We start from the raw sequence: 20,324 nt of genomic DNA, 5'->3' as shown, positions 1-20,324 counted from the left end.
AATGTGAGTTGGCTTGTCCGCACACCGGTGCCGCCCCCATTGACGCCGATTGTCCGCCGTGGCCTTTACCGGGAAAGAATTCTTGAAAAGGTGAGCCTTGTCAGACCCCGTTGCCGCGCCCGGCGCTCTTGCCGGCCTTGTTGTCCTTGACCTTTCCCGCATCCTTGCCGGTCCGACTTGCACCCAGATCCTGGGCGATCTCGGGGCGGAGGTGATCAAGATCGAGCGGCCGGGGCGGGGAGACGATACCCGCGGCTGGGGACCGCCTTTCCTGCAGGATGCCGAGGGCAACGAGACGGCGGAAAGCGCCTATTACCTCTCCTCCAACCGCAACAAGGCGTCCGTCGCTGTCGATCTGGCGAGCGACGAGGGGCAGAGGCTGATCGCGGATCTGGCTGAAAAAGCCGACATCCTGGTGGAAAATTTCAAGGTCGGCGACCTGAAGCGCCGCGGGCTTGACTATGAGACGCTGAAAGCCCGCAATCCGAAGCTCATCTATTGCTCCATCACCGGCTTTGGCCAGACGGGCCCCTACGCTCACCGGGCAGGCTACGATTTCCTCATCCAGGGCATGGGAGGGATCATGTCGCTGACCGGCTTCCCGGACGAGGAAGGCGGCACGGAGACGAAATGCGGCACCGGCATCGCCGATGTCATGTGCGGCATGTATGCCACCGTCTCGATCCTCGCGGCGCTCAACCATCGCAACACCACCGGCGAAGGCCAGCATATCGACATCTCGCTTCTGGATGCCCAGGTCTCCTGGCTGATCAACCAGGGTGTTGCCTATCTCGCCTCCGGCAAGGTGCCGGGCCGGCTCGGCAACGGCCACCCGACCATCGTTCCTTACGAAACCTTCCCGGGTTCCGACAGCTCCTTCATCCTGGCCGTCGGCAACGACAGCCAGTTTCAAAAATTCTGCGCGGTTGCCGGAGCGCCGGAGCTGGCAACGGATCCGCGCTTTGCCAGGAATGCCGACCGGGTGCGCAACCGCACGGAGCTGATCCCGATCCTGCGCCGCCTCACCATCGAGAAGACCGCCGCCGTCTGGATCGCCGAGCTTGAGACTGCCGGCGTTCCCTGCGGCCCGGTCAACGATCTGCAACAGGTCTTCGCCGACCCGCAGATCCTCGCCCGGCAAATGCGCATCACGCTGCCGCATCCTTCAAGCGGAACGGTGGATCTCATCGGTTCGCCGATCAATCTGGAAAAGTCGCCCGTCACCTACCGTGCCGCACCGCCGCTTGTGGGCGCGGACACGGTGGATGTGCTGACCCGCCATCTCGGCCTTGAGGCGGCAACGCTCGAAGATCTTGCCGCGCGGGGCATTCTCGACCTTGGACCAATCTCGCCAAAACCGGCCACAACAGGACACAGCAGCAAATGACCACCGGTGCCGATATCATCGCGGGCAAACTTCATGCGGCGGGCTGCCGCCACGCCTTCGGTATTCCGGGCGGCGAGGTTCTGGCGCTGATGCAGGCGCTGGACGAGGCGGGGCTCAAATTCGTGCTGGTGAAGCATGAAAATGCCGGTGGATTCATGGCCGAGGGCGGCTGGCACGCGGACGGCGCGCCTGGGGTTCTGCTGGCAACGCTGGGTCCGGGCGCCACCAATGCCGTCAACGTGGTTGCCAATGCGTGGCAGGACCGTGTGCCGCTGATATTCCTCACCGGCTGCGTCGACCAGGCCGAGGCCGAAAGCTACACCCATCAGGTCTTCGATCACCAGCAGCTCCTGCGCCCCATCGTCAAGGCCAGCTTCTCCGCCCGCCTCGGCGCGCTCGACGTGATGATGGAAAAGGCGCTGGCAATTGCCCTCGACGGCCAGCCGGGCCCGGTTCATATCGACGTGCCGATCCGCGTTGCCGAGGCCGGGACAAAGGAAGCCTGGAGCAGCAGCTTCCAGTCTTCGCCCGTCGCAAGCGCCCCTGCTGCCGGGACGGACCTTGCCACCGCACTCCAGCTCTTTGCAAAGGCTGAACGGCCGATCGCCCTTGCCGGCGTCGATGCCGTCAACGAAAACGCATCCGCCGCCATCACCAGCTTCTGCGAGACGTTCCGGATACCGCTTGTCACCAGCTACAAGGGCAAGGGTCTCCTCGACGAAAACCACAAGCTGGCTCTGGGTGGTGCGGGGCTCTCGCCCAAGGCGGACGGTCACCTGCTGCCGCTGATCAACCAGAGCGACTGCATCCTTTTGCTTGGCTACGACCCGATCGAGATGCGCGTCAACTGGCGCAACCCGTGGGCAGAAGATGCGCCGGTCATCGATGTGACGCCGGTGCTCAGAACCCATGGCATGCACTCGGTCAGCACCACGCTGCGCTGCGCCGTCAAACCGGCGCTTGATCTCCTCAGCGAAGCGCGCGAACAGGCCAAACCCTCCTGGCCCGGGGGGGAACCGGAAAAGATCCGCGCCGAGCTCGACGCTGCCTTCGCGCCTGAGAAATCAGGCTGGGGCCCGGGCACGGTCTTCCACACCTTGCGCGAAGTGATGCCGGCCGACACGGTCGCGACCGCCGACAGCGGCGCGCACCGCATTCTCGTCAGCCAGATCTGGCGCTGCCCGATGCCGCGCCAGATGCTGCAATCCTCCGCGCTCTGCACCATGGGCTGCGCCGTGCCGCTCGCCATGGGCCACCGGGTGGTGGAGGGGCAGTCTCCCGTCATCGCCTTTGTCGGTGATGCAGGCCTTGAAATGTGCCTCGGCGAACTCTCGACCCTGCGCGACCTGAAGATCCCGGTCATCATCTGCGTCCTTGTCGACACCAGCCTTGCCCTGATCGAACTCAAACAGCGCTCCAGCCAGCGCCCGAATGTCGGTGTCGATTTCGGCGAAACGGATTTCCCGGCCGTCGCCCGCGCCTATGGCGGCCATGGCCTGTGGGTGGAAGACGCGGCAACGCTCCGCTCGGAAGCCGAGGCCGCCTTGCGGCGGGACGGATTCACGCTGCTGGCCTGCCGGATCGAGCGGCGGGCCTATGACGGGGCATTTTAGGGGGCGGATTGACAGTGCATTGCGAAGACGGATTGCGCCCTTCTTCCCCTGCAATTCAATCGAAGAAAACACGCCACAAACACTGGTGTCACCCCGGGCGAACGAAGTGAGACCCGGGGCCTACTCGTTTGCAGAGAGAAGGAACAAGGACACCCCTTGAAGACGCATTGTACGCTTTGGCAAGCGGATCTGTGAGTGGGTCCCGGCTCGCGCTGCACTTGGCCGGGATGACGCAGATGGTGACGTCTTTCACCTCGGTTTTGACGAGGAAATTCAAACGCAATTGCCTTGCCCACCGAGTGGAACAAGTGGCTCGGTTCGTTTGTAGATCTCGGATCTAGTTTCACCCGGCACCCGCAGGCCCCTTCCCGTGAAGGTTTACTCACCCCCACGGGAAGCTTTCTCATTCAGGCCACGGCCGCGGGGTCCAGGAAACCACCGGACTGCCTGTTCCAGAGCTGGGCATAAACCCCGCCCTTTTGCAGCAATGTCTGGTGAGTGCCCTCTTCGATGATCCGGCCCTGATCCATGATGATCAGCCGGTCCATCGCGGCGATGGTCGACAGGCGATGGGCAATGGCAATCACCGTTTTGCCCTTCATCAAATCGAACAGGCTTTCCTGAATGGCGGCCTCGACTTCGGAATCGAGCGCCGACGTCGCCTCGTCCAGAACCAGGATCGGTGCGTCTTTCAGAAGCACCCGGGCAATGGCAATCCGCTGGCGCTGGCCGCCGGACAGTTTGACGCCCCGCTCGCCGACATGCGCGTCAAGTCCGCACCGTCCCCTGAAATCCTTAAGATCCGGGATGAAGGACATGGCGTGGGCCTTTTCCGCTGCCTGCATGGCTTCGTCGCGGCTTGCGCCGGACCGGCCGTAGACGATGTTGTCCAGCACGGACCGGTGCAGCAGCGAGGTGTCCTGGGTCACCATGCCGATCTGTGCCCTGAGGCTATCCTGCGTGACGGCTCCAATGTCCTGGCCATCGATCAGGATGCGTCCGCCTTCAAGGTCGTAGAAGCGCAGCAACAGGTTGACCAGGGTCGATTTGCCGGCACCGGATCGTCCGACCAGCCCTACTTTCTCGCCGGGTGCGATCCGCAGGGACAGGTCCTCGATAACGCCCTTGTCCTGTCCATAGTGGAACCGGATCCCGTCGAAGACGATCTCGCCTTTGGAGACTTCCAGCGGCCTGGCGCTCGCGCGATCCACCAGCGTGTGGGGTTGGGAGATCGTTTGCATGCCTTCCTGAACAGTCCCGACATTTTCGAAGATGTCTGTCGTAATCCACATGATCCAGGCGGACATGTTGACGATGCGCACCGACAAGGTGATGGCCAGTGTCAGCGATCCGACGGTGACGAGGCCGCTCTGCCACAGGCCGATCCCGAGCGCGCTCAAGGACGCGATGAAGAACCCGTTGACGATCCAGAGCAGTATGACCATCAGCGACAGCGGCCGGAGGATTTCGTAGAACTTCCTCGTATGGTCCTCCAGCGACTCGCGGGTATAGGCTTCCTCTTTCCGGCCCGCGGCAAACAGCTTGACGGTCAGGATGTTGGTGTAGCTGTCGACGATCCGTCCGGTCAGGCTTGACCGCGCCTCTGACATGATCGCCGAGCGCTCCTTGATCTTGGGAACGAAATAGCTCAGCAGCGCGACGTAAATGATGAGCCAGCCGGCAAGCGGCAGGATCAGCCAGGCATCGACGCCGAGAAACAGATATATGGCCGCCGCGACATAGATCAGCACGAACCAGATCGCATCGATCAGGGACACGACGGAGCCGCGCAAGGACGGTCCCGTCTGTATGATCTTGTTGGCGATCCGGCCGGCGAAATCGTTGTTGAAGTAGGACAGGGACTGCCCGAGCACGTGTTTGTGCGTCTGCCAGCGAATGAGGTTGGTCATGGCAGGCTCGATGATCTGGAACTTGATCATCGTGTGGCCAGCGCCGAAGAGCGGGCGCAGCAGCACGACCACCACCAGCATCCAGATCAGTTCGCCGCCGTGTTCGGCGAGCAGCCGATCGGGGCTGGTCGTGTTCAGATAATCGATGATCCGTCCCAGATAATCGAAGAGGGCAACCTCGATGATCGAAACGACAAAGCCGAACGCCATCAGCCAGGCAAGCGGCTTCCAGATCTGGCGGACAAAATGCCAGTAAAACGCGCTCAAGTCGGAAGGCGGCGGCGTTCCGTCATGGTGCTTGAAGGGAGAAACAATGTTTTCAAGATAAGAGAAGACCGTGTTCATCGGTCCGGTGCTCCGTTTTGAGGTAGAGATTCAGGAAAGGAATCGTACCGGCACGGAGACACTCTTTGAGACAAACGGGTCGCGGGCGGTACGGATGAAATGCTGATACCGACACGGGAACCGAACTTGGTCTGCGTGCCGGTCTAGTTTAGACCGGAATGGCGCATTGGGATCTCTCGGGTTGTGATTGCTCTGAAACTGAAAGCGGCCGCACGCGCTAAAATGCGCTTGTAGACCGGCATCACCCTAGCGGCAGTTTGGGGGAGATCAAGCTGAAAGTGGCAGGGGACAGGCGAGCATTCTATGCACGTGTGAATTGTGCCACACCTTTCGGAGCAGTGTGAGCAAACACTGCTTTCGAACGTGCCGGACCTTGCTGGCGGTAAGCATGAGCCTCAGCAACGGGTCGTGCGAGAAAGTCGCCAGGGCCGGTCCCTTCAAGGCCGGCCTTCCGGCAATCGCCCGGCCGCATGGTCGCCGCCGGGCAATATGGCTCAGACAATGTCGGCCATCAGGCCGCATTCAGCTCGCCAACGCCGCAAACCCATCCAGGACGAGGTTCGTCTTCTTTTGGATTTCGATGTTCAGGGCGTTGTCGTTGTAGATGTTGCAGGCCGGTTCCATCGCGATCAGCGCCGGGCGCCAGTAGATGAACCCTTCGGCAACGGGCGACTCGTAGCTGCAGCAGATCGGCAGGCCATCGCCCCAGAAGGTGTTGTCGATCCTGTAGACGCGGTCGATCATCGTGCGGGTGTATTCGTAACGCCTTGCGATGACCTTCTGCTGTTCCTCGCTGCGCTGGTCGAGTGGCAGGTGGTGCAGGAACTGCCCGGGGCCGAAGACCTTTTCGCAAAAGGCCGTGTAGTCGAAGGTGAAGTCCTGGTGGGCGTGCCAGAAGACGTCCAGCGTCTTCGACAGCGAGTGCAGGTTCTTGCCGTCGATGACCTCGAGCGAATAGTACATCTTCAGGCTGGTGAGAGCGCCCGCGAGATACTCCATATCGAAATACTCGCGGCTGTCTTCGCTCTGCTGGACCCGCCAGATGATCTTGTCGTAGTCGGCGGCATCGTTGATATGGGCCAGGGCCTCAAGGATGCGCTCGTCCGAAATGCGGTAGTTCGGCCGCCGGGCTGCCTCGAACTGACGCCTTGACATCTCCAGCGTGCGTTCGATCTGGTCCTCGGAAAAGTATTTTTTACCATTGGTTTTCGACATAATGAGTACTCCCTCTGAAAATCAAAGAAGGTTGCAAGATTGCCTGATTGTTGACGTGCAATTTTCGCGTCGTTCGTTGCCTGAATTAAGTAAAATTGGCGACTGAGCGACGGTGAGGGGAGAGTAGCACAAATTTCTGCAAGCGCGAGTGTGTGCGCCGACGTTTCGCGGAAGAATTGGGCTTAATAGCGGTTCGATAACGCCCGGGTCACGTTTAGCTCACGCAGAGGCGACGTGCCGAGGGCGACGATCCTGTGGAGTGTCTGGGACGAACCGGTTTTCTGTCCGTACCCCGCCAAGAGCTGATTGATCTCAAGGTGCTCTAGTCTTGCCCATCATCCCAGGCCTTGAGCTGGTCGACGGCGCGTCGGGGGCCAAGGGTCAGACGGTAGAAGTCGAACAAGCCCGGACGCACCGAAGCGAAGAAATAATTGAAGTGCAGCGGAAAGAAGCGGAAGCGCAGGCGGCGGAAGTCCGCTTTTGTCATTCTGTCCGGAATGCACACGCTGAACCGCCTGGGTTCCTCCAACTTGCCGCATGAAGCTGCAGGCCGGGCATACCGCGCAACGGGCGGGGTGCGGCCACCGCAGAGCGGGTCATGGGGCCCGTAAAGATCCGTCCAGTCGACCCTGGCACGCGCAACCGTCGCCATCGCTTCGCCAAAGCCGTGTTCCGCCCCGTAGCCGCCGAGGCAGTCGAAGGCCGGGCCGAGCGTGACGAAGGCAAATCCGCCGGGGCGCTGTCCGATGTCCGGCTGTCGGCGGAGCACGGCGGCCATGATGTAGATCGCCACGAACGTGCCGCAGCTGTGTGAGACAAACACCAACTCCTCGTCTTCATCCGCCTCGGCGGCCATGGCAACGATCTGCCCGGCGCATTCCTCGATCCGGGCGATCATCTCGTCGTGGTCGTTCCGGGCAAGCAGCGCCATGAAATGCCAGCTGTTGACGAGGTAGCGAAAGTAGGTTTTCGGTTCCAGCCAGGTCATCAGCAGATAGATGGCCAGCAGCCAGACGCCGCTGCCTGCAAGGATGGACGACCAGGCCAGGAGGCCGGCATGGTCCTGCGGGGCAGCCGCTGCAACGCCGCGAAGGATGGAAGGCGCGAGCAGAACCGGCGGCAACAGGCTGGCCGCCAGATAAAGCAGGAGGCCGACCGCCGGATAGAGACAGAATACTCCGTGAAACAGGTTGCTTCTCAAGGCGGTGCCATAACCGCCGGCCCGCGCATAAAGCCAGAAAGAGCGGATCGCATCCAGCACGGTCCGGGGCCAGGACCGTTCGAAATCAGCCCTGATCACATCCCGCCAGCCAAGTTGCACGAACCGCGTGCGGGTGGCCGTCTCCGGCCAATCCACCCAACCGCTCCAATTTGCGGCAAAGCTGCCGGGCACGCGGGCCTGGTTGAGCTCGGACAGCGAGCCCTTTACCTTGCGGATGATCAGGAACTTCTCGAATTCGGATCGGATGAGACGAAAACTTTGGTGTTCCGGACGCAGGTCATAGCCAGGAAAATAGAAGACCAGCCGCTTCAATTTCACTGCTATGTCGCTCTCCCCTGACCAGATCCTTGTCAGTTTGCAGCTTGAGGGAACCCAAGGTCCACCCCCCTATTCCGGTTTCCCCGCATACTTCAACTGCAGATGGCTTGAGACCGCAGGCGGGAGCCCGGTCGACGCGTGATCCTGTTCCGGCTTTGTAAGAGCCCCTACCGCAGCCCCTCGTTGATGCTGTTCAGCACCCGGCTGCCGGGGCAGAGCTCGTCCTTGCCGAGGCTGTTCAACGGTTTGGTGGCGAGGTTCAGCGTCTGGTTGAGGTCCTGGCTGTCGGGCTCCAGATAAAAGAGGCCGGTGAGCACCTTGCCGTCGCGGTGGGCGGCCTGCAGGGTCATCAGGGCGTCTTCCCGGCTGTCGGCCCGCTGGTCCTTGCGCGCCTTGTGCAGGTGGAGGATCGAGCCGTCGTGCAGCGTCACCGCCTGGCTGGTGCCTTCCTTGTATTGCGTGCGGATTTCCTCGTGCATCGGCACGAAGTCGACCGGCATGGCGTCAAGATGTTCGCGCGTTGCGGCATAGCTCTTGGTGGAACCGGGATTGTTGGCGAAAGTGACGCAGGGCGAGACGATATCGATGAAGGCAAAGCCTCTGTGTGCCATGGCGGCACGGACCAGCGGCACCAGCTGTTCCTTGTCGCCGGAGAAACTGCGGGCGACGAAACTTGCCCCCTGCAGCACCGCGAGGCTGGCTAGGTCGATGCCTTCAAAGAGGTTCTTCACCCCGGACTTGCCGACGGAACCGAGGTCGGCCGTCGCGCTGTCCTGGCCTTTGGTCAGGCCATAACAGCCGTTGTTGGCGACGATATAGGTCATGTTGACGTTCCTCCGGATCAGGTGAAGGAACTGGCCCATGCCGATGGAGGCAGTGTCGCCGTCGCCGGAAACACCGAGATAAATCAGATCCCGGTTGGCAACGCTGGCCCCGGTCGCGACGGAGGGCATGCGCCCGTGTACGGAATTGAAACCGTGGCTGCGTCCCAGGAAATAGGTGGGCATCTTGGAAGAACAGCCGATCCCGGAGAGTTTCGCGATCCTGTGCGGGGGCAGGGCGGAGAGGAAACAGGCGTACCGGATCGCAGCTGAAATGCTGTCATGGCCGCAGCCCGCACACAGCGTCGAGACCGCGCCGTCATAATCGGCGACCGTATAGCCCAGCTCATTCTTCTGCAGATTGGGATGCTGGAATTTCGGCTTGTAATAGGACATCAGGCGGTCTCCGGATGCAGCTTGACGATGTCGGCACTGGCGGCGTTGAGCGCCTTGCGGATCTGCTGGGCAATCGTGCGCGCGGTGATCGGCGTGCCGGAATAGTTCAGAACCGAGGTCAGCTTGTCAGGCGCGATCTGGCACTCGTTCATGATGAGCTGGCGCATCTGGCCGTCGCGGTTCTGCTCGATCACGAAAACCTGGTCGTGTTCGTGCACGAAGGCATCCAGGCTCTTGTGGAAGGGGAAGGCGCGAATGCGCATGACGTCGATCGGGTAACCTTCCTCGGCCAGGATCTCGACAGCTTCATAAGAGGGAGAGGCAGAGGTGCCGAAGAAGAGCGCGCCGAGCTTGCGCTTGGTCTTCGGATTCTTCACCGGGATCGGGTCATGGACCTTGGGCTTGGGGACGAAGGATTTCGCGGTCTCGAACTTGCGCAACAGCCGGTCGACATTCTGCACATAGTCCTCGCCCTTTTCGGAATAGACAGCCATCTCGTTCTTGGAGGAGCCGCGGGTGAAGAAAGCGCCCTTGTCCGGATGCGCCCCGGGCAGGGTGCGGTAGCAGATGCCGTCGCCGTCGACATCGCGGTAGCGTCCCCAGATTTCCGCCTGGTCCAGCGCATCGGCATCCAGAACCTTGCCGCGGTTCATCTCGTAGCTGTCGTCCCATTCCAGCGGCGGCGACATCCAGTCGTTCATGCCAAGATCCAGATCCGACATCATGATCACCGGCGTCTGCAGCTGTTCGGCTAGATCGAAGGCCTGGACGGTCATGTCGAAGCACTCGCGCGGCGTTGCCGGAAAAAGCAGCACATGCTTGGTGTCGCCATGGCTGGCATAGGCGGCGGCCAGAATGTCGGACTGCTGGCTGCGGGTCGGCATGCCGGTCGAGGGGCCGGAGCGCTGCACGTCGATCAGGACGACGGGAACCTCGGCGAAATAGGCCAGACCCAGAAACTCGCTCATCAGGGAAAGCCCCGGACCGGAAGTCGCGGTGAAAGCCCGTGCGCCGTTCCAGCCGGCGCCAACCACCATGCCCATCGCCGCCAGCTCGTCTTCGGCCTGCAGGATCGCGAAGTTCCGCTTGCCCGTGCCGGGGTCGATCCGCATCCGTTCGGCATATTTCGAAAAGGCATCGACAACGGAAGTCGACGGCGTGATCGGATACCAGGCGGCAACCGTTGCCCCGCCATAGATCGCGCCGAGCGCAGCGGCCGTGTTGCCGTTCATCAGGATGTGCTGGCTTTCTCGGATATGCGGTGCGTCGTTGACGCCCTGCTCCAGCCGGATCGGCAGCGGGCAGGTGAAATTTTCCTGGGCGAACTGATAGCCCATCTCCAGCGCATGAATATTCGGTGAGATCAGCTTTTCCTTGCCCTTGAACTGGTCGTTCAGAAGATCCTTCAGGATCGGGAAGCTGACATCCAGCAGGGCTGCCAGCGCGCCTACATAGACGACGTTCTTCAGGAGCTGCTGCAGCCGCGCGACCTTGAATTCACGCATGCATAGCGCGGTCAGCGGAATGCCGAAATAGCTGATGTCGTCGCGCTTCAGCTGAGGCGCCAGCGGCCGCGTGGAATCGTAGACGAAATAGCCGCCGGGCTCGACGCTGGCGATGTCGTCGGCCATGGTCTGCGGATTGACGCAGAGCATCAGGTCGACGCCGCCGCGGCGGCCGAGATAGCCCTTGGAGCTGACGCGGACCTCGTACCAGGTCGGCAGGCCCTGGATGTTTGAGGGAAAGATGTTGCGCGGGCTTACCGGAATGCCCATCCGGAAGATCGCCTTGGCGAAGAGGTGGTTGGCGGAGGCCGAGCCGGTGCCGTTCACATTGGCGAACTTGACCACGAAATCGTTGATGCCTTGGATCTGTTTCATTTGACCTGCACCAGGTTGGGCGTCGCCTTGGCCATGTTGTAGAAGAACATCTGCATGTCCCAGGCGGCCGTCGGACAGCGCTCGGCGCACAGGCCACAGTGCAGGCACATGTCCTCGTCCTTCACCATCACCCGTCCGGTCGGCAGCGTGCCGGAGACGTAAAGGTCCTGGTCGAGGTTTTCCGCCGGCACCAGCAGCCTGGCGCGCAGCTCCGGTTCGGGCGCGTTGCCGGTAAAGGTGATGCAGCTTGTCGGACAGATGTCGGAACAGGCATCGCATTCGATGCAGTTGACGTCGGTGAAGACCGTCTGCGCATCGCAGTTGAGGCAGCGCTCGGCCTCGATGAAGGCGGTTTCCGGGTCGAAGCCGAGTTCAACCTCCACCAGCCGGTCGCTGAGGGATTTCTTGAGGTCCTCCAGAGGCACGACCTTGCGGTGGTCGGTCACGGGAATGGAATCGTAGCTCCATTCGTGAATGCCCATCTTCTGCCCGACAAGCGTCACATGGGGCGGCGGCCGTTTGGAAAGGTCCTTGCCCTGGCAATAAAGGTCGATCGAAACCGCTGCCTTGTGGCCATGAGCAACGGCTGTGATGATGTTCGACGGACCAAAGGCAGAGTCGCCGCCGAAGAACACTTCCTTGCGGGTGGACTGGAAGGTTTCGTCGTCGTTGATGATCGGCGTGCCCCAGCTGGTGAAGCGGATGCCGGTTTCCTTCTCGATCCAGGGAAAGGCGTTTTCCTGGCCGATCGCGATCAGGACGTCGTCGCAGGGAACGAAGACGGGTTCGTCGCCTGTCGGCACCAGCTCGCGGCGGCCATCGCCGCCATAGACCGCCGTCACGGTGTCGAAGGTCATGCCTGCAAGCTTGCCGTCCTCGATCACGAATTCGCGCGGCACATGGTTGTCGAGGATCGGGATGCCCTCGTGCATGGCGTCTTCCTTTTCCCAGGGCGACGCCTTCATGTCGGCAAAGGGACTGCGCACGATGACCTTCACCTCCTCGCCGCCGAGCCGGCGGGAAGTGCGGCAGCAATCCATGGCGGTGTTACCGCCGCCCAGCACGATCACGCGCTTGCCGATCTCCTTGATGTGCTCGAAGGCGACACCGGCCAGCCAGTTGATGCCGATATGGATGTTGGCGTCCGCTTCCTTGCGGCCGGGCAGCTTGGGCAGATCGCGCCCACGTGGCGCACCCGAGCCGACGAAGATCGCGTCGTAGCCCTTGGTCAGCATCGCGGCCATGCTGTCGACATAGGTGTCGAAGACGGTCGTGATGCCCATGTCGAGGATGTAGCCGATCTCCTCTTCCAGCACGCTTTCCGGCAGCCGGAACGAAGGGATCTGGCTGCGCATGAAGCCGCCGCCCTTGGCCTGCTGGTCGTAGAGGTGGATTTCGTAGCCGAGCGGTGCCAGATCCCGGGCGACCGTCAGTGAGGCAGGCCCGGCACCGATCAGGGCGATCTTCTTGCCGTTCGGCGTGCCGGCCTTGGGCAGCATGCCGGCGACCTCGTCCTTGAAATCGGCTGCGACGCGCTTCAGCCGGCAGATCGCCACCGGTTCCTTCTCGACGCGGCCACGCCGGCAGGCCGGCTCGCAGGGCCTGTCGCAGGTACGGCCGAGGACACCTGGAAAGACATTGCTCTCCCAGTTGATCAGATAGGCATCCGTATAGCGTTGCTGGGCGATCAGGCGGATATAGGCAGGCACCGGCGTGTGTGCCGGGCAGGCATATTGGCAGTCGACGACCTTATGGAAATATTCCGGGTTCGTCGCGTCTGTTGCTTGCATGTCCTTGTCCTCTCCCCTCAAGGTCAATGCATCTTTGCCGAATTAAAGCTCGCTGAAATCGCTTGTGTAAAGGTTGCAATGCGTGGCTGTGACGGATTTGTGACCGGCCGGGTGATGGCATTTCCCGTTCACCTGTCCAGGCAAGGGCCTGCTCCGGAATAGGTCCCGTTCCATGCCGCACCGCGCTGGCAGATCATACGCCGGAGGGATGATGCGCGCTGTTTCTCCTAGACATTCCTCCCTTCCTCATTATGCTGCACCCGCGAAAAGAACGGCCGGTGCGGGAACAACGGCCGCGGGAGGAAACTGAAATGATCATCTGCCGGACCAGGGCGGAGATGCGCAGTGCCGTGCGTGGCTGGAAGCGGGCAGGCGCGAGCGTCGGTGTGGTGCCGACCATGGGTTATCTGCACGAAGGCCATCTGGGGCTTGTCCGCCTGGCGCGGCAAAAGGCCGATCGCGTGGTCACCACCATCTTCGTCAACCCCACCCAGTTCGGCCCCAACGAAGACCTTGCCACCTACCCCCGCGACGAGGCCCGCGACCTGGCATTGCTGGAAGCCGAGGGCGTCGATGCGGTGTTCGCGCCGGATGTCGCCGAGATGTATGGCGCGGGCGGCGATACCTATGTCGAGGTGCCAGGGCTCTCCGCCATTCTGCAGGGCGCGCTGCGGCCGGGTCATTTCAGAGGCGTTGCGACGGTCGTCACCAAGCTCTTCAACATCGTCACGCCCGACATCGCCGTCTTTGGTGAGAAAGACTATCAGCAGATCACGATGATCAGGCAGATGGTCCGGGATCTCGACATGCCGCTGGAGATCGTGCCCCACCCGACGGTGCGAGAAGCCGACGGGCTTGCCATGTCCTCGCGCAACGTGCGCCTGACGCCCGAACACCGGGCGGAAGCCGTTCAGCTCAGCCGGTCCCTGGGCGTTGCGGAGGAACTGGCGAAATCGGCACCGGCGATTGCTGACCTTGATGCCGCCATCCGCGACACGCTGGCCAAAGCGCCCTCCGGCAAGGTGGAGAGCGTCGATATCCGCGACGCGGAAACGCTGGCCGGGCTATCCGGCAAGCTGGACCGTCCGGCCGTGGTGCTTCTGGCGGTGCGTTTCGGCACCGTTCTCCTGATCGACCAGCGCGTGATTGCACCCACCGCCTGAACGCAATCCATCTGAGGCACCTGTCTCACATCACTTTCCGAAAGGACGCCGCATGAGCAGCCAGAAACCGGTCCGCCGCATCACCGCGCCCCAGATTACCGCGAAGAAGAGCGGCGAACCCATCGTATCGCTGACCTCCTATCACGCCCACACGGCGGCGATCGTCGACAGATACGCTGACTTCATTCTGGTCGGCGACAGCCTCGGCATGGTCATGCATGGCATGGAATCCACCGTCGGCGTCTCGCTGGAACTGATGATCATGCATGGCAAGGCCGTGGTACGCGGCACCAGCCGGGCGCTGGTCGTCGTCGACATGCCCTTCGGCACTTACGAGGAAAGCCCGTCCATCGCCTTCAGGAATGCAGCCTGGGTGATGAAGGAAACCCAGTGCGGCGCGGTGAAGCTGGAAGGCGGCGTGCGCATGGCCGAAACCATCCGCTTCCTTACCGAGCGCGGCATACCCGTGATGGCCCATATCGGCCTGACGCCGCAATCGGTCCATGTCATGGGCGGCTTCAAGACGCAGGGCCGCAACGAAAGCGACTGGGAACAGCATTTCGAGGACGCCAGGGCGGTGACCGAGGCGGGTGCCTTCGCGGTGGTGCTGGAAGGCATGGTCGAACCGCTGGCGGCCCAGATCACGAAGGAAATTCCGATCCCGACCATCGGCATCGGCGCCTCAGCCGAGTGCGACGGCCAGATCCTGGTGCTGGAGGACATGCTCGGCCTCAACCCGGCACCGCCGAAATTCGTCAAGGTCTACGGCAATCTCGGCGGCCAGATCGAGGCGGCGGTGAAGGCCTATGCCGACGAAGTCAAGGACCGCAGCTTCCCTGGCGATGGTCAGGTTTACCGGTAGAGAGGTTGACCCAGACATCGCCCCAACCGTCATTCCGGACAAGCGAGGCGAAGCCGAACGCAGATCCGGGATGACGGCTGAGCAAAGGTGTGATCAGGGTTTCCTGAACGCGCGAGGAAGAATAAATAAACGCCCGATTTCCGGCTGCACATTCGTCGGATCGCGCGTAGTCTCGCTGAATGCTGATGATACGACCCAGTTTCGACACGCTCTATGAAGCGCTCCTCAACCGAGATCCGTCCTATGACGGCCGCGTCTTCGTCTGCGTGGCCTCCACCGGTATCTTCTGCCGGCTGACCTGTCCGGCGCGCAAGCCCAAGCGCGAAAACTGCACCTTCCACGACACCGTCTCGGAATGTTTCGACGCGGGTTTCCGTCCCTGCAAGCGCTGCCGGCCGACAACGCCGGAGGCAAGCGCCGACCCGGTGGTGAAACCCTTGGTCGAGGCACTGGAAAAGCGCCCCGGCTACCGCTGGGGCGAGCCGGATCTGGTGCGCATGGGCCTGGACCCCTCCACCGTGCGCCGCGCCTTCAAGCGCCATTTCGGCATGACTTTCCTGGAAATGGCCCGCCAGCGCCGTCTGCAGGAGGGTTTCTCGACACTGGCCGACGGCGGCAAGGTCATCGACGCGCAGCTGACCGCAGGCTTCGAGTCTCCAAGTGCTTTCCGCGAGGCCTTTGCCAGGATACTCGGCCAGGCGCCGGGAGCGTTTTCGCAAAAGCCGCTGCTCTTCGCCGACTGGGTGGCCTCGCCGCTCGGCCCGCTGATTGCGGTCGCCGACAAGACCCAGCTTCACTTGCTGGAGTTTCTCGACCGCAAGGCCTTCCCGGCCGAATTCAGGAAACTGCAGGCGAGCGCCAAGGGCGAGATCGGCTTTGGCCGCACCGCCGTCACCGACCAGATCCAGGAGGAGCTGGACCGGTTCTTTGGCGGCACCAGCGCAGCCTTTTCAACGCGGCTCGCCCTGCATGGCTCACCTTTCACCTGCGACGTCTGGCGCGAGCTTTTGACCATTCCGGCGGGCGAGACCCGCAGCTATACCCAGATCGCCGAGGCGATCGGCAAACCCGCGGCGGTGCGGGCCGTCGCCCGGGCCAATGGTGCCAACCAGCTGGCGCTGATCGTGCCCTGCCACCGGGTCATCGGTGCGGACGGGTCGCTCACCGGTTATGGCGGCGGCCTTTGGCGCAAACAGCGGCTGATCGAACTGGAACGCGGCTACCGGGCCAAGCCGGCGGCGTGACCGCCGGCTGGAAATTGCCGGACTGCTTTACTCCCGGTTCGGCACGTGGATCGTGCCGTTGGCCGCGTTGTAGCCCCAACAGGAGGGATAGCGGCGCTGCCAGCTGATCGTGCCCTGCGGATCGTAGGAAAGCACCAGGCCTTCGTAGCTGTCCATCTGGCCGGACGGATAGCTCTGCCGGTTGCTGGCCTGGATCTCCGTCGGGGCAACCACATAGCAGCCGGTCAGCCGGGCAAAGTCGCGGATGAACTCATGGCCGTTGCCGCTTGTGGCTCCAACGGCCACCAGAGCCGCATGGTCGCCGTGAGAAGAGGTATGCGGCCCGGCGATGCGCGCCACCAGGCAGCCGCGAAACCAGATCTTGAAGACCTTGCCGCGAACGCTGGCCCAGGGGGCCATGGTGTTCTTGTTGAGCCCGGTGCCGATCTGGAACGAGCCGGGAAACCCGTGCGCCGTCAATATGAGATTGTCGATCCGCCCGCCCGTGGCATTGCCGGCGGCGGCGACCACCCGGTCGACCATCTGCTGCTGCGTGTCGCTGGTCTGCACGGTTCGTGTAACGTCCATGGTGTAGTTCACGGCCGCCCGGCTGTCGTTGAGACACATAGACGGCGAAGTAATCGTGATCATCGACCTGTCCTTTCCAAGTCGCGTTGCACATGTCCAGCCCGCACTTCGCACCGGTCCCCGCCGCAGGCCTGGGGCAGGCCGCGAAAGGCCCCGGTTGCAGCCGGTCGATGGCGTTCATCGCGGCCGTCCGTTCTTGGGGAAAAGCCTATGACTGGAAAGAGCGTCAGCCAGTGATGTCGGTCACAAACGGGCCGTCGGAACGAGGCGCGCAGGACAGATCGCCGAAATTCTTCCAATTCGCTGGTGACCTTGCCGCAATTCCTGTTATGACGCGGCGAACCGGGGCCGCCGACGGAGGAGCGCCGGAAACGGGAGGGCCTATGAGCATTTTGCTGGTGCATGCCGGCGGTACGATCGGCATGGCGGCGACAGGCGCCGGCTTTGCGCCGCGCCGGGGCGTTGTCGAGGATGCGGTCGTTGCCTTGCAGGCGGAAGGCCGGCTTGCCGCGTCGATCGACATTGACGTGCTGGAGCCGTTGATCGACAGCGCCAATGCGACGCCGGAAGACTGGAACCGCATTGCCCGCGTAATTCACGCCAGCCAGGGCAACTATGGCGGTGTTGTCGTGACCCATGGCACCGACACGCTGGCCTATACCGCCGCCGCACTCTGTTTTGCGCTGGAAGGCTTGACCATTCCCGTTGTCCTGACCGGCGCGATGCTGCCGCTGACGGTCGAGGGCAATGACGGGGTGCGCAACATCATCGATGCCTTTGCGCTTGTGCAGGTAGCAGCTCCGGGCGTCTGGGTGCAGTTTGCCGGCAAGAAGCTGCATGGCGGCCGCGTGCGCAAATCCCATTCGCGCGCCTTCGACGGCTTCAACGCCGATCCCAGCGACATCCCGCCGCTTCAACAGGCTGCCGCACCGCGCCTGCATGAAGTCGGGGTGCCCGCCATCGGCATCCTTGCCATGGCGCCTGGCATGCCGGCCTCCCTGCTGCAGCACGCGGCGGAGACCTGCGACGGGCTGGTGCTGCGCTGTTTCGGCTCCGGCACGGCGCCGGACACCGACGGCCTGAAGATCGCGCTTGAAATTGCCCAGGCACGCCGGATCCCGGTCGTCGGCGTCAGCCAGTGCCCGGAAGGCGGCATGGCGCTCGGTACTTACGCGGCGGCGAGGATCCTGCTCGACCACGACGTCGTCGACGGCCGCGACATGACCGTCGAGGCGGCCTACGCCAAGCTCGCCCACACGCTTGCCTATTCCGATGATCCCGCGCGGCGTCGGGAGCGGCTGGAAGCGTGCCTATGCGGTGAATTCACGCCCTAGTGTGGTGAATTTGAAATACGCTTCACTGGTGCAGCAACCGCGGTAGCGTATTTCAAATTCGAAAACCACACTAGAAACATATATTTGCTAGTCACCCTCTTTGAATCTGAAGTTCGTTCAGAACATGCCGAAAAATGAGACGAACTTCAGATTCGGGTGACTAGAGGGCCGCCGCCTATTCGTACGGCAGTTGCTGCCGCTTATTTTGCCGCATCCCTGAAGCGTTTTCGGACTACCCTGACCGCAGCTTGGAAAAGCGCGGGATTGAAGGACAGATGACATGAGCGAAAAGACACTTGGCATGACGCTGACGGAGTTCTCGGATCTCGATCCCGATCTGTCCGCGCTCGTTCTCCATATCCTGGAAGCCTGCAAGGAAATTGCGGCCGAGGTCCGCCATGGTGCGTTCCAGCGCGGCCGGGGCAGCACCAACAAGCAGAACATTCACGGCGATACGCAGAAGCATCTCGATATCATCGCCAATGACATCTTCACGGCCCATTGCAGGACCAGCGCCCGCGTCGCCGCGCTTGTTTCGGAAGAAGAGGACGAGGTCATCTGGCTGAAGAGCCCGGAAGCGGGCGACTTCGTCGTCTGCTTCGATCCGCTCGACGGCTCGTCCAACATCGAGGTCGGCATGTGCGTCGGCACGATCTTCTCCGTTTTCCGTCTGCACGAAGCAATTGATCCGGCCGCCTTGCAGCAGGAACTGAGCGGCCGCGACCAGGTCTTCGCCGGGTATGCTCTTTACGGCCCGGCGACGGAACTGGTGGTCTCGGACGGCAAGCAGGTCGACGGCTATTGTCTTGAACCGGACGACGGCACCTTCCGGCTGATCCACCCGGAGATCCGGATCGACCCCCGTTCCAGGGAAGTCGCCATCAACGCTTCGCGCAGGCCGCTCTGGCCGGAGCCGATCACCCGCTATATCGACCAGTGTTTCTCGCCCGGCGAGAAAGGCCTTGCCAAAAGTAACATGCGCTGGACGGCGTCCATGGTGGCCGACATCCACCGCATCTTGATGCGCGGCGGTATCTTCCTCTACCCGGAAGACGCCCAGAGCAGCGGCCGCCTGCGTCTCGTCTATGAACTGAACCCAATCGCCTTCCTGATCGAAACCGCCGGCGGCAAGGCCACCGACGGCCGCCACGACATCCTGTCGCTCGACATCGACGACTTCCACCAGCGCAACGGCGCTGTGCTGGGAGCGCGGGAGGACGTGGAGGAGATCCGGCGGATGTTCGGGGAGGGATGAGGCTTGAGCGCCGTGCGCTGAAGCGCGCGAATCTGGAAAACTGGCGGAGGAGCGAAGACAAAGTCCGAGCCGTGAGCTCATGCAGCCGGAGGCGGTAGCGCAAGAATGGAAATGGCGGACAGAGAGGGATTCGAACCCTCGATACGGTTGCCCGTATACACGCGTTCCAGGCGTGCGCCTTCAACCACTCGGCCACCTGTCCGTCGCAAGCGTCACCCGCTTGAGTGGGGCGCAATATACCCATGGCGTGATCAAGCGCAAGCACCTGAAGACATTTTTTTTATTCCGCTCGCCAACTGTGGATGACAGGGCCGTTTCCGGCCTGAAAACGGCGTGATTTCAACCTCATGCCAGGTGAAAGGTGGCAGGGAAACGCCCTGGGCGTCGCGGTGAGGCAACAGGCCGGGGCCGGAATGGGTGGGGCAAGGGAACTTTAAGTGCGACCCGAACGTTGACCGCTTGTCTGAAATGGGGCGAAAAGGTCACAAAAATGTGTTGCGCATCAATTCTTGTACATTTTCGGCGTGCTATTACCCTAAGGAATGCTCAACCTCCGGCGGCTATCCTGTTTCAAAGCCCGGCCGGAAGCGGGCAGATACATATAAAATACAAGGCTTAAGACAAAGCGATGATTACTGTTGTCAAATTTTTATTCCGTATTCTGGGGTACGGCTTTCTGGCCGTCGCGATTATCGCGGGCATTGCCGACGCGAGTTCCTCGATCGCGCTTTCCCAATTGCACCTTGCTCCCATGGGACAGGTCTGGATGGATCTGTCGCCGCTGAGCTTCGAGGCGGCAGGTGTGTTTCTCACCGACCATGTCCATCCGCTGCTCTGGGGAACCCTGCAGCAGAGCGTGATGACCTGGCCCGTCTGGGCCGTCTTTGCCCCGCTCGGGCTGCTGCTTCTCTGGCTCGGCGCCAAGCGCCGCCGGCAGCAGGCGCAATTCGCCTGACGGGACGCGGGCAGGCTGAAGAACGGACACTTCGGAACACCACTGCG

The 20,324-nt window shown here is 62.2% G+C and carries 15 protein-coding genes and 1 tRNA gene; 8 read left to right on the top strand and 8 right to left on the bottom strand.

The window, feature by feature from the left end; all coding sequences use genetic code 11:
* Positions 1-97 precede the first annotated feature (97 nt).
* Positions 98-1,387 carry a CaiB/BaiF CoA transferase family protein gene (locus tag ACX3M4_RS15065; protein WP_459353822.1) on the top strand — a complete coding sequence of 430 codons (1,290 nt, stop codon included), beginning with the start codon at positions 98-100 and terminating at the stop codon, positions 1,385-1,387.
* Positions 1,384-3,000 carry a thiamine pyrophosphate-binding protein gene (locus ACX3M4_RS15060; protein WP_459353821.1) on the top strand — a complete coding sequence of 539 codons (1,617 nt, stop codon included), beginning with the start codon at positions 1,384-1,386 and terminating at the stop codon, positions 2,998-3,000. The genes ACX3M4_RS15065 and ACX3M4_RS15060 overlap by 4 nt, the downstream gene beginning before the upstream one ends.
* A gap of 407 nt (positions 3,001-3,407) precedes the next feature.
* Here ACX3M4_RS15060 and ACX3M4_RS15055 read toward each other — a convergent pair whose 3' ends face one another.
* The 6 genes from ACX3M4_RS15055 to ACX3M4_RS15030 form a co-directional block, all read right to left on the bottom strand.
* Positions 3,408-5,255 carry an ABC transporter ATP-binding protein gene (locus ACX3M4_RS15055; protein WP_459353820.1) on the bottom strand — a complete coding sequence of 616 codons (1,848 nt, stop codon included), beginning with the start codon at positions 5,253-5,255 and terminating at the stop codon, positions 3,408-3,410.
* A 522-nt stretch (positions 5,256-5,777) separates the two neighbouring features.
* A complete protein-coding gene (locus tag ACX3M4_RS15050; RefSeq protein WP_459353819.1) occupies positions 5,778-6,470 on the bottom strand; it encodes a glycine-rich domain-containing protein in 693 nt (230 codons plus the stop codon).
* 322 nt (positions 6,471-6,792) lie between these two features.
* Complete coding sequence (locus ACX3M4_RS15045; RefSeq protein ID WP_459353818.1) at positions 6,793-8,010, bottom strand: hypothetical protein; 1,218 nt, start codon at positions 8,008-8,010, stop codon at positions 6,793-6,795.
* A gap of 167 nt (positions 8,011-8,177) precedes the next feature.
* Positions 8,178-9,227: a 2-oxoacid:ferredoxin oxidoreductase subunit beta gene (locus ACX3M4_RS15040; RefSeq protein ID WP_459353817.1), complete on the bottom strand. Its 1,050-nt coding sequence runs from the start codon at positions 9,225-9,227 to the stop codon at positions 8,178-8,180.
* Positions 9,227-11,107 (bottom strand): 2-oxoacid:acceptor oxidoreductase subunit alpha, encoded by a 1,881-nt coding sequence (locus ACX3M4_RS15035; RefSeq protein ID WP_459353816.1) that lies wholly within the window; start codon positions 11,105-11,107, stop codon positions 9,227-9,229. The genes ACX3M4_RS15040 and ACX3M4_RS15035 overlap by 1 nt, the downstream gene beginning before the upstream one ends.
* A complete protein-coding gene (locus tag ACX3M4_RS15030) occupies positions 11,104-12,897 on the bottom strand; it encodes an FAD-dependent oxidoreductase (protein WP_459353815.1) in 1,794 nt (597 codons plus the stop codon). The genes ACX3M4_RS15035 and ACX3M4_RS15030 overlap by 4 nt, the downstream gene beginning before the upstream one ends.
* Before the next feature lie 311 nt (positions 12,898-13,208).
* Here ACX3M4_RS15030 and panC point away from each other — a divergent pair, with 311 nt between their 5' ends.
* From panC to ACX3M4_RS15015, 3 genes are all read left to right on the top strand, one after another.
* Positions 13,209-14,060: a pantoate--beta-alanine ligase gene (gene panC, locus ACX3M4_RS15025; RefSeq protein ID WP_459353814.1), complete on the top strand. Its 852-nt coding sequence runs from the start codon at positions 13,209-13,211 to the stop codon at positions 14,058-14,060.
* Between the two features lie 52 nt (positions 14,061-14,112).
* A complete protein-coding gene (gene panB, locus ACX3M4_RS15020; protein ID WP_459353813.1) occupies positions 14,113-14,922 on the top strand; it encodes a 3-methyl-2-oxobutanoate hydroxymethyltransferase in 810 nt (269 codons plus the stop codon).
* Positions 14,923-15,101: 179 nt separating this feature from the next.
* Positions 15,102-16,166 (top strand): bifunctional transcriptional activator/DNA repair enzyme AdaA, encoded by a 1,065-nt coding sequence (locus ACX3M4_RS15015; RefSeq protein WP_459353812.1) that lies wholly within the window; start codon positions 15,102-15,104, stop codon positions 16,164-16,166.
* 27 nt (positions 16,167-16,193) lie between these two features.
* Here the strand turns inward: ACX3M4_RS15015 and ACX3M4_RS15010 are convergent, their stop codons facing one another.
* Positions 16,194-16,796, bottom strand: coding sequence for a hypothetical protein (locus tag ACX3M4_RS15010; protein WP_459353811.1), 603 nt, complete (start codon positions 16,794-16,796; stop codon positions 16,194-16,196).
* A 320-nt stretch (positions 16,797-17,116) separates the two neighbouring features.
* Here ACX3M4_RS15010 and ACX3M4_RS15005 point away from each other — a divergent pair, with 320 nt between their 5' ends.
* Together ACX3M4_RS15005 and ACX3M4_RS15000 are read left to right on the top strand one after the other, a co-directional pair.
* Positions 17,117-18,067, top strand: a complete 951-nt coding sequence (locus ACX3M4_RS15005; protein ID WP_459353810.1) for an asparaginase — start codon at positions 17,117-17,119, stop codon at positions 18,065-18,067.
* 280 nt (positions 18,068-18,347) lie between these two features.
* Positions 18,348-19,322, top strand: a complete 975-nt coding sequence (locus tag ACX3M4_RS15000; protein ID WP_459353809.1) for a class 1 fructose-bisphosphatase — start codon at positions 18,348-18,350, stop codon at positions 19,320-19,322.
* Between the two features lie 112 nt (positions 19,323-19,434).
* Here the strand turns inward: ACX3M4_RS15000 and ACX3M4_RS14995 are convergent.
* Positions 19,435-19,524, bottom strand: a tRNA-Ser gene (locus ACX3M4_RS14995).
* Positions 19,525-19,950: 426 nt separating this feature from the next.
* Here ACX3M4_RS14995 and ACX3M4_RS14990 point away from each other — a divergent pair.
* Positions 19,951-20,277, top strand: coding sequence for a hypothetical protein (locus tag ACX3M4_RS14990; protein ID WP_459353808.1), 327 nt, complete (start codon positions 19,951-19,953; stop codon positions 20,275-20,277).
* Positions 20,278-20,324: the final 47 nt, after the last annotated feature.

The organism is Roseibium sp. M-1 (assembly GCF_054515675.1).
This window is presented reverse-complemented; position numbering and strand designations above follow the sequence as displayed.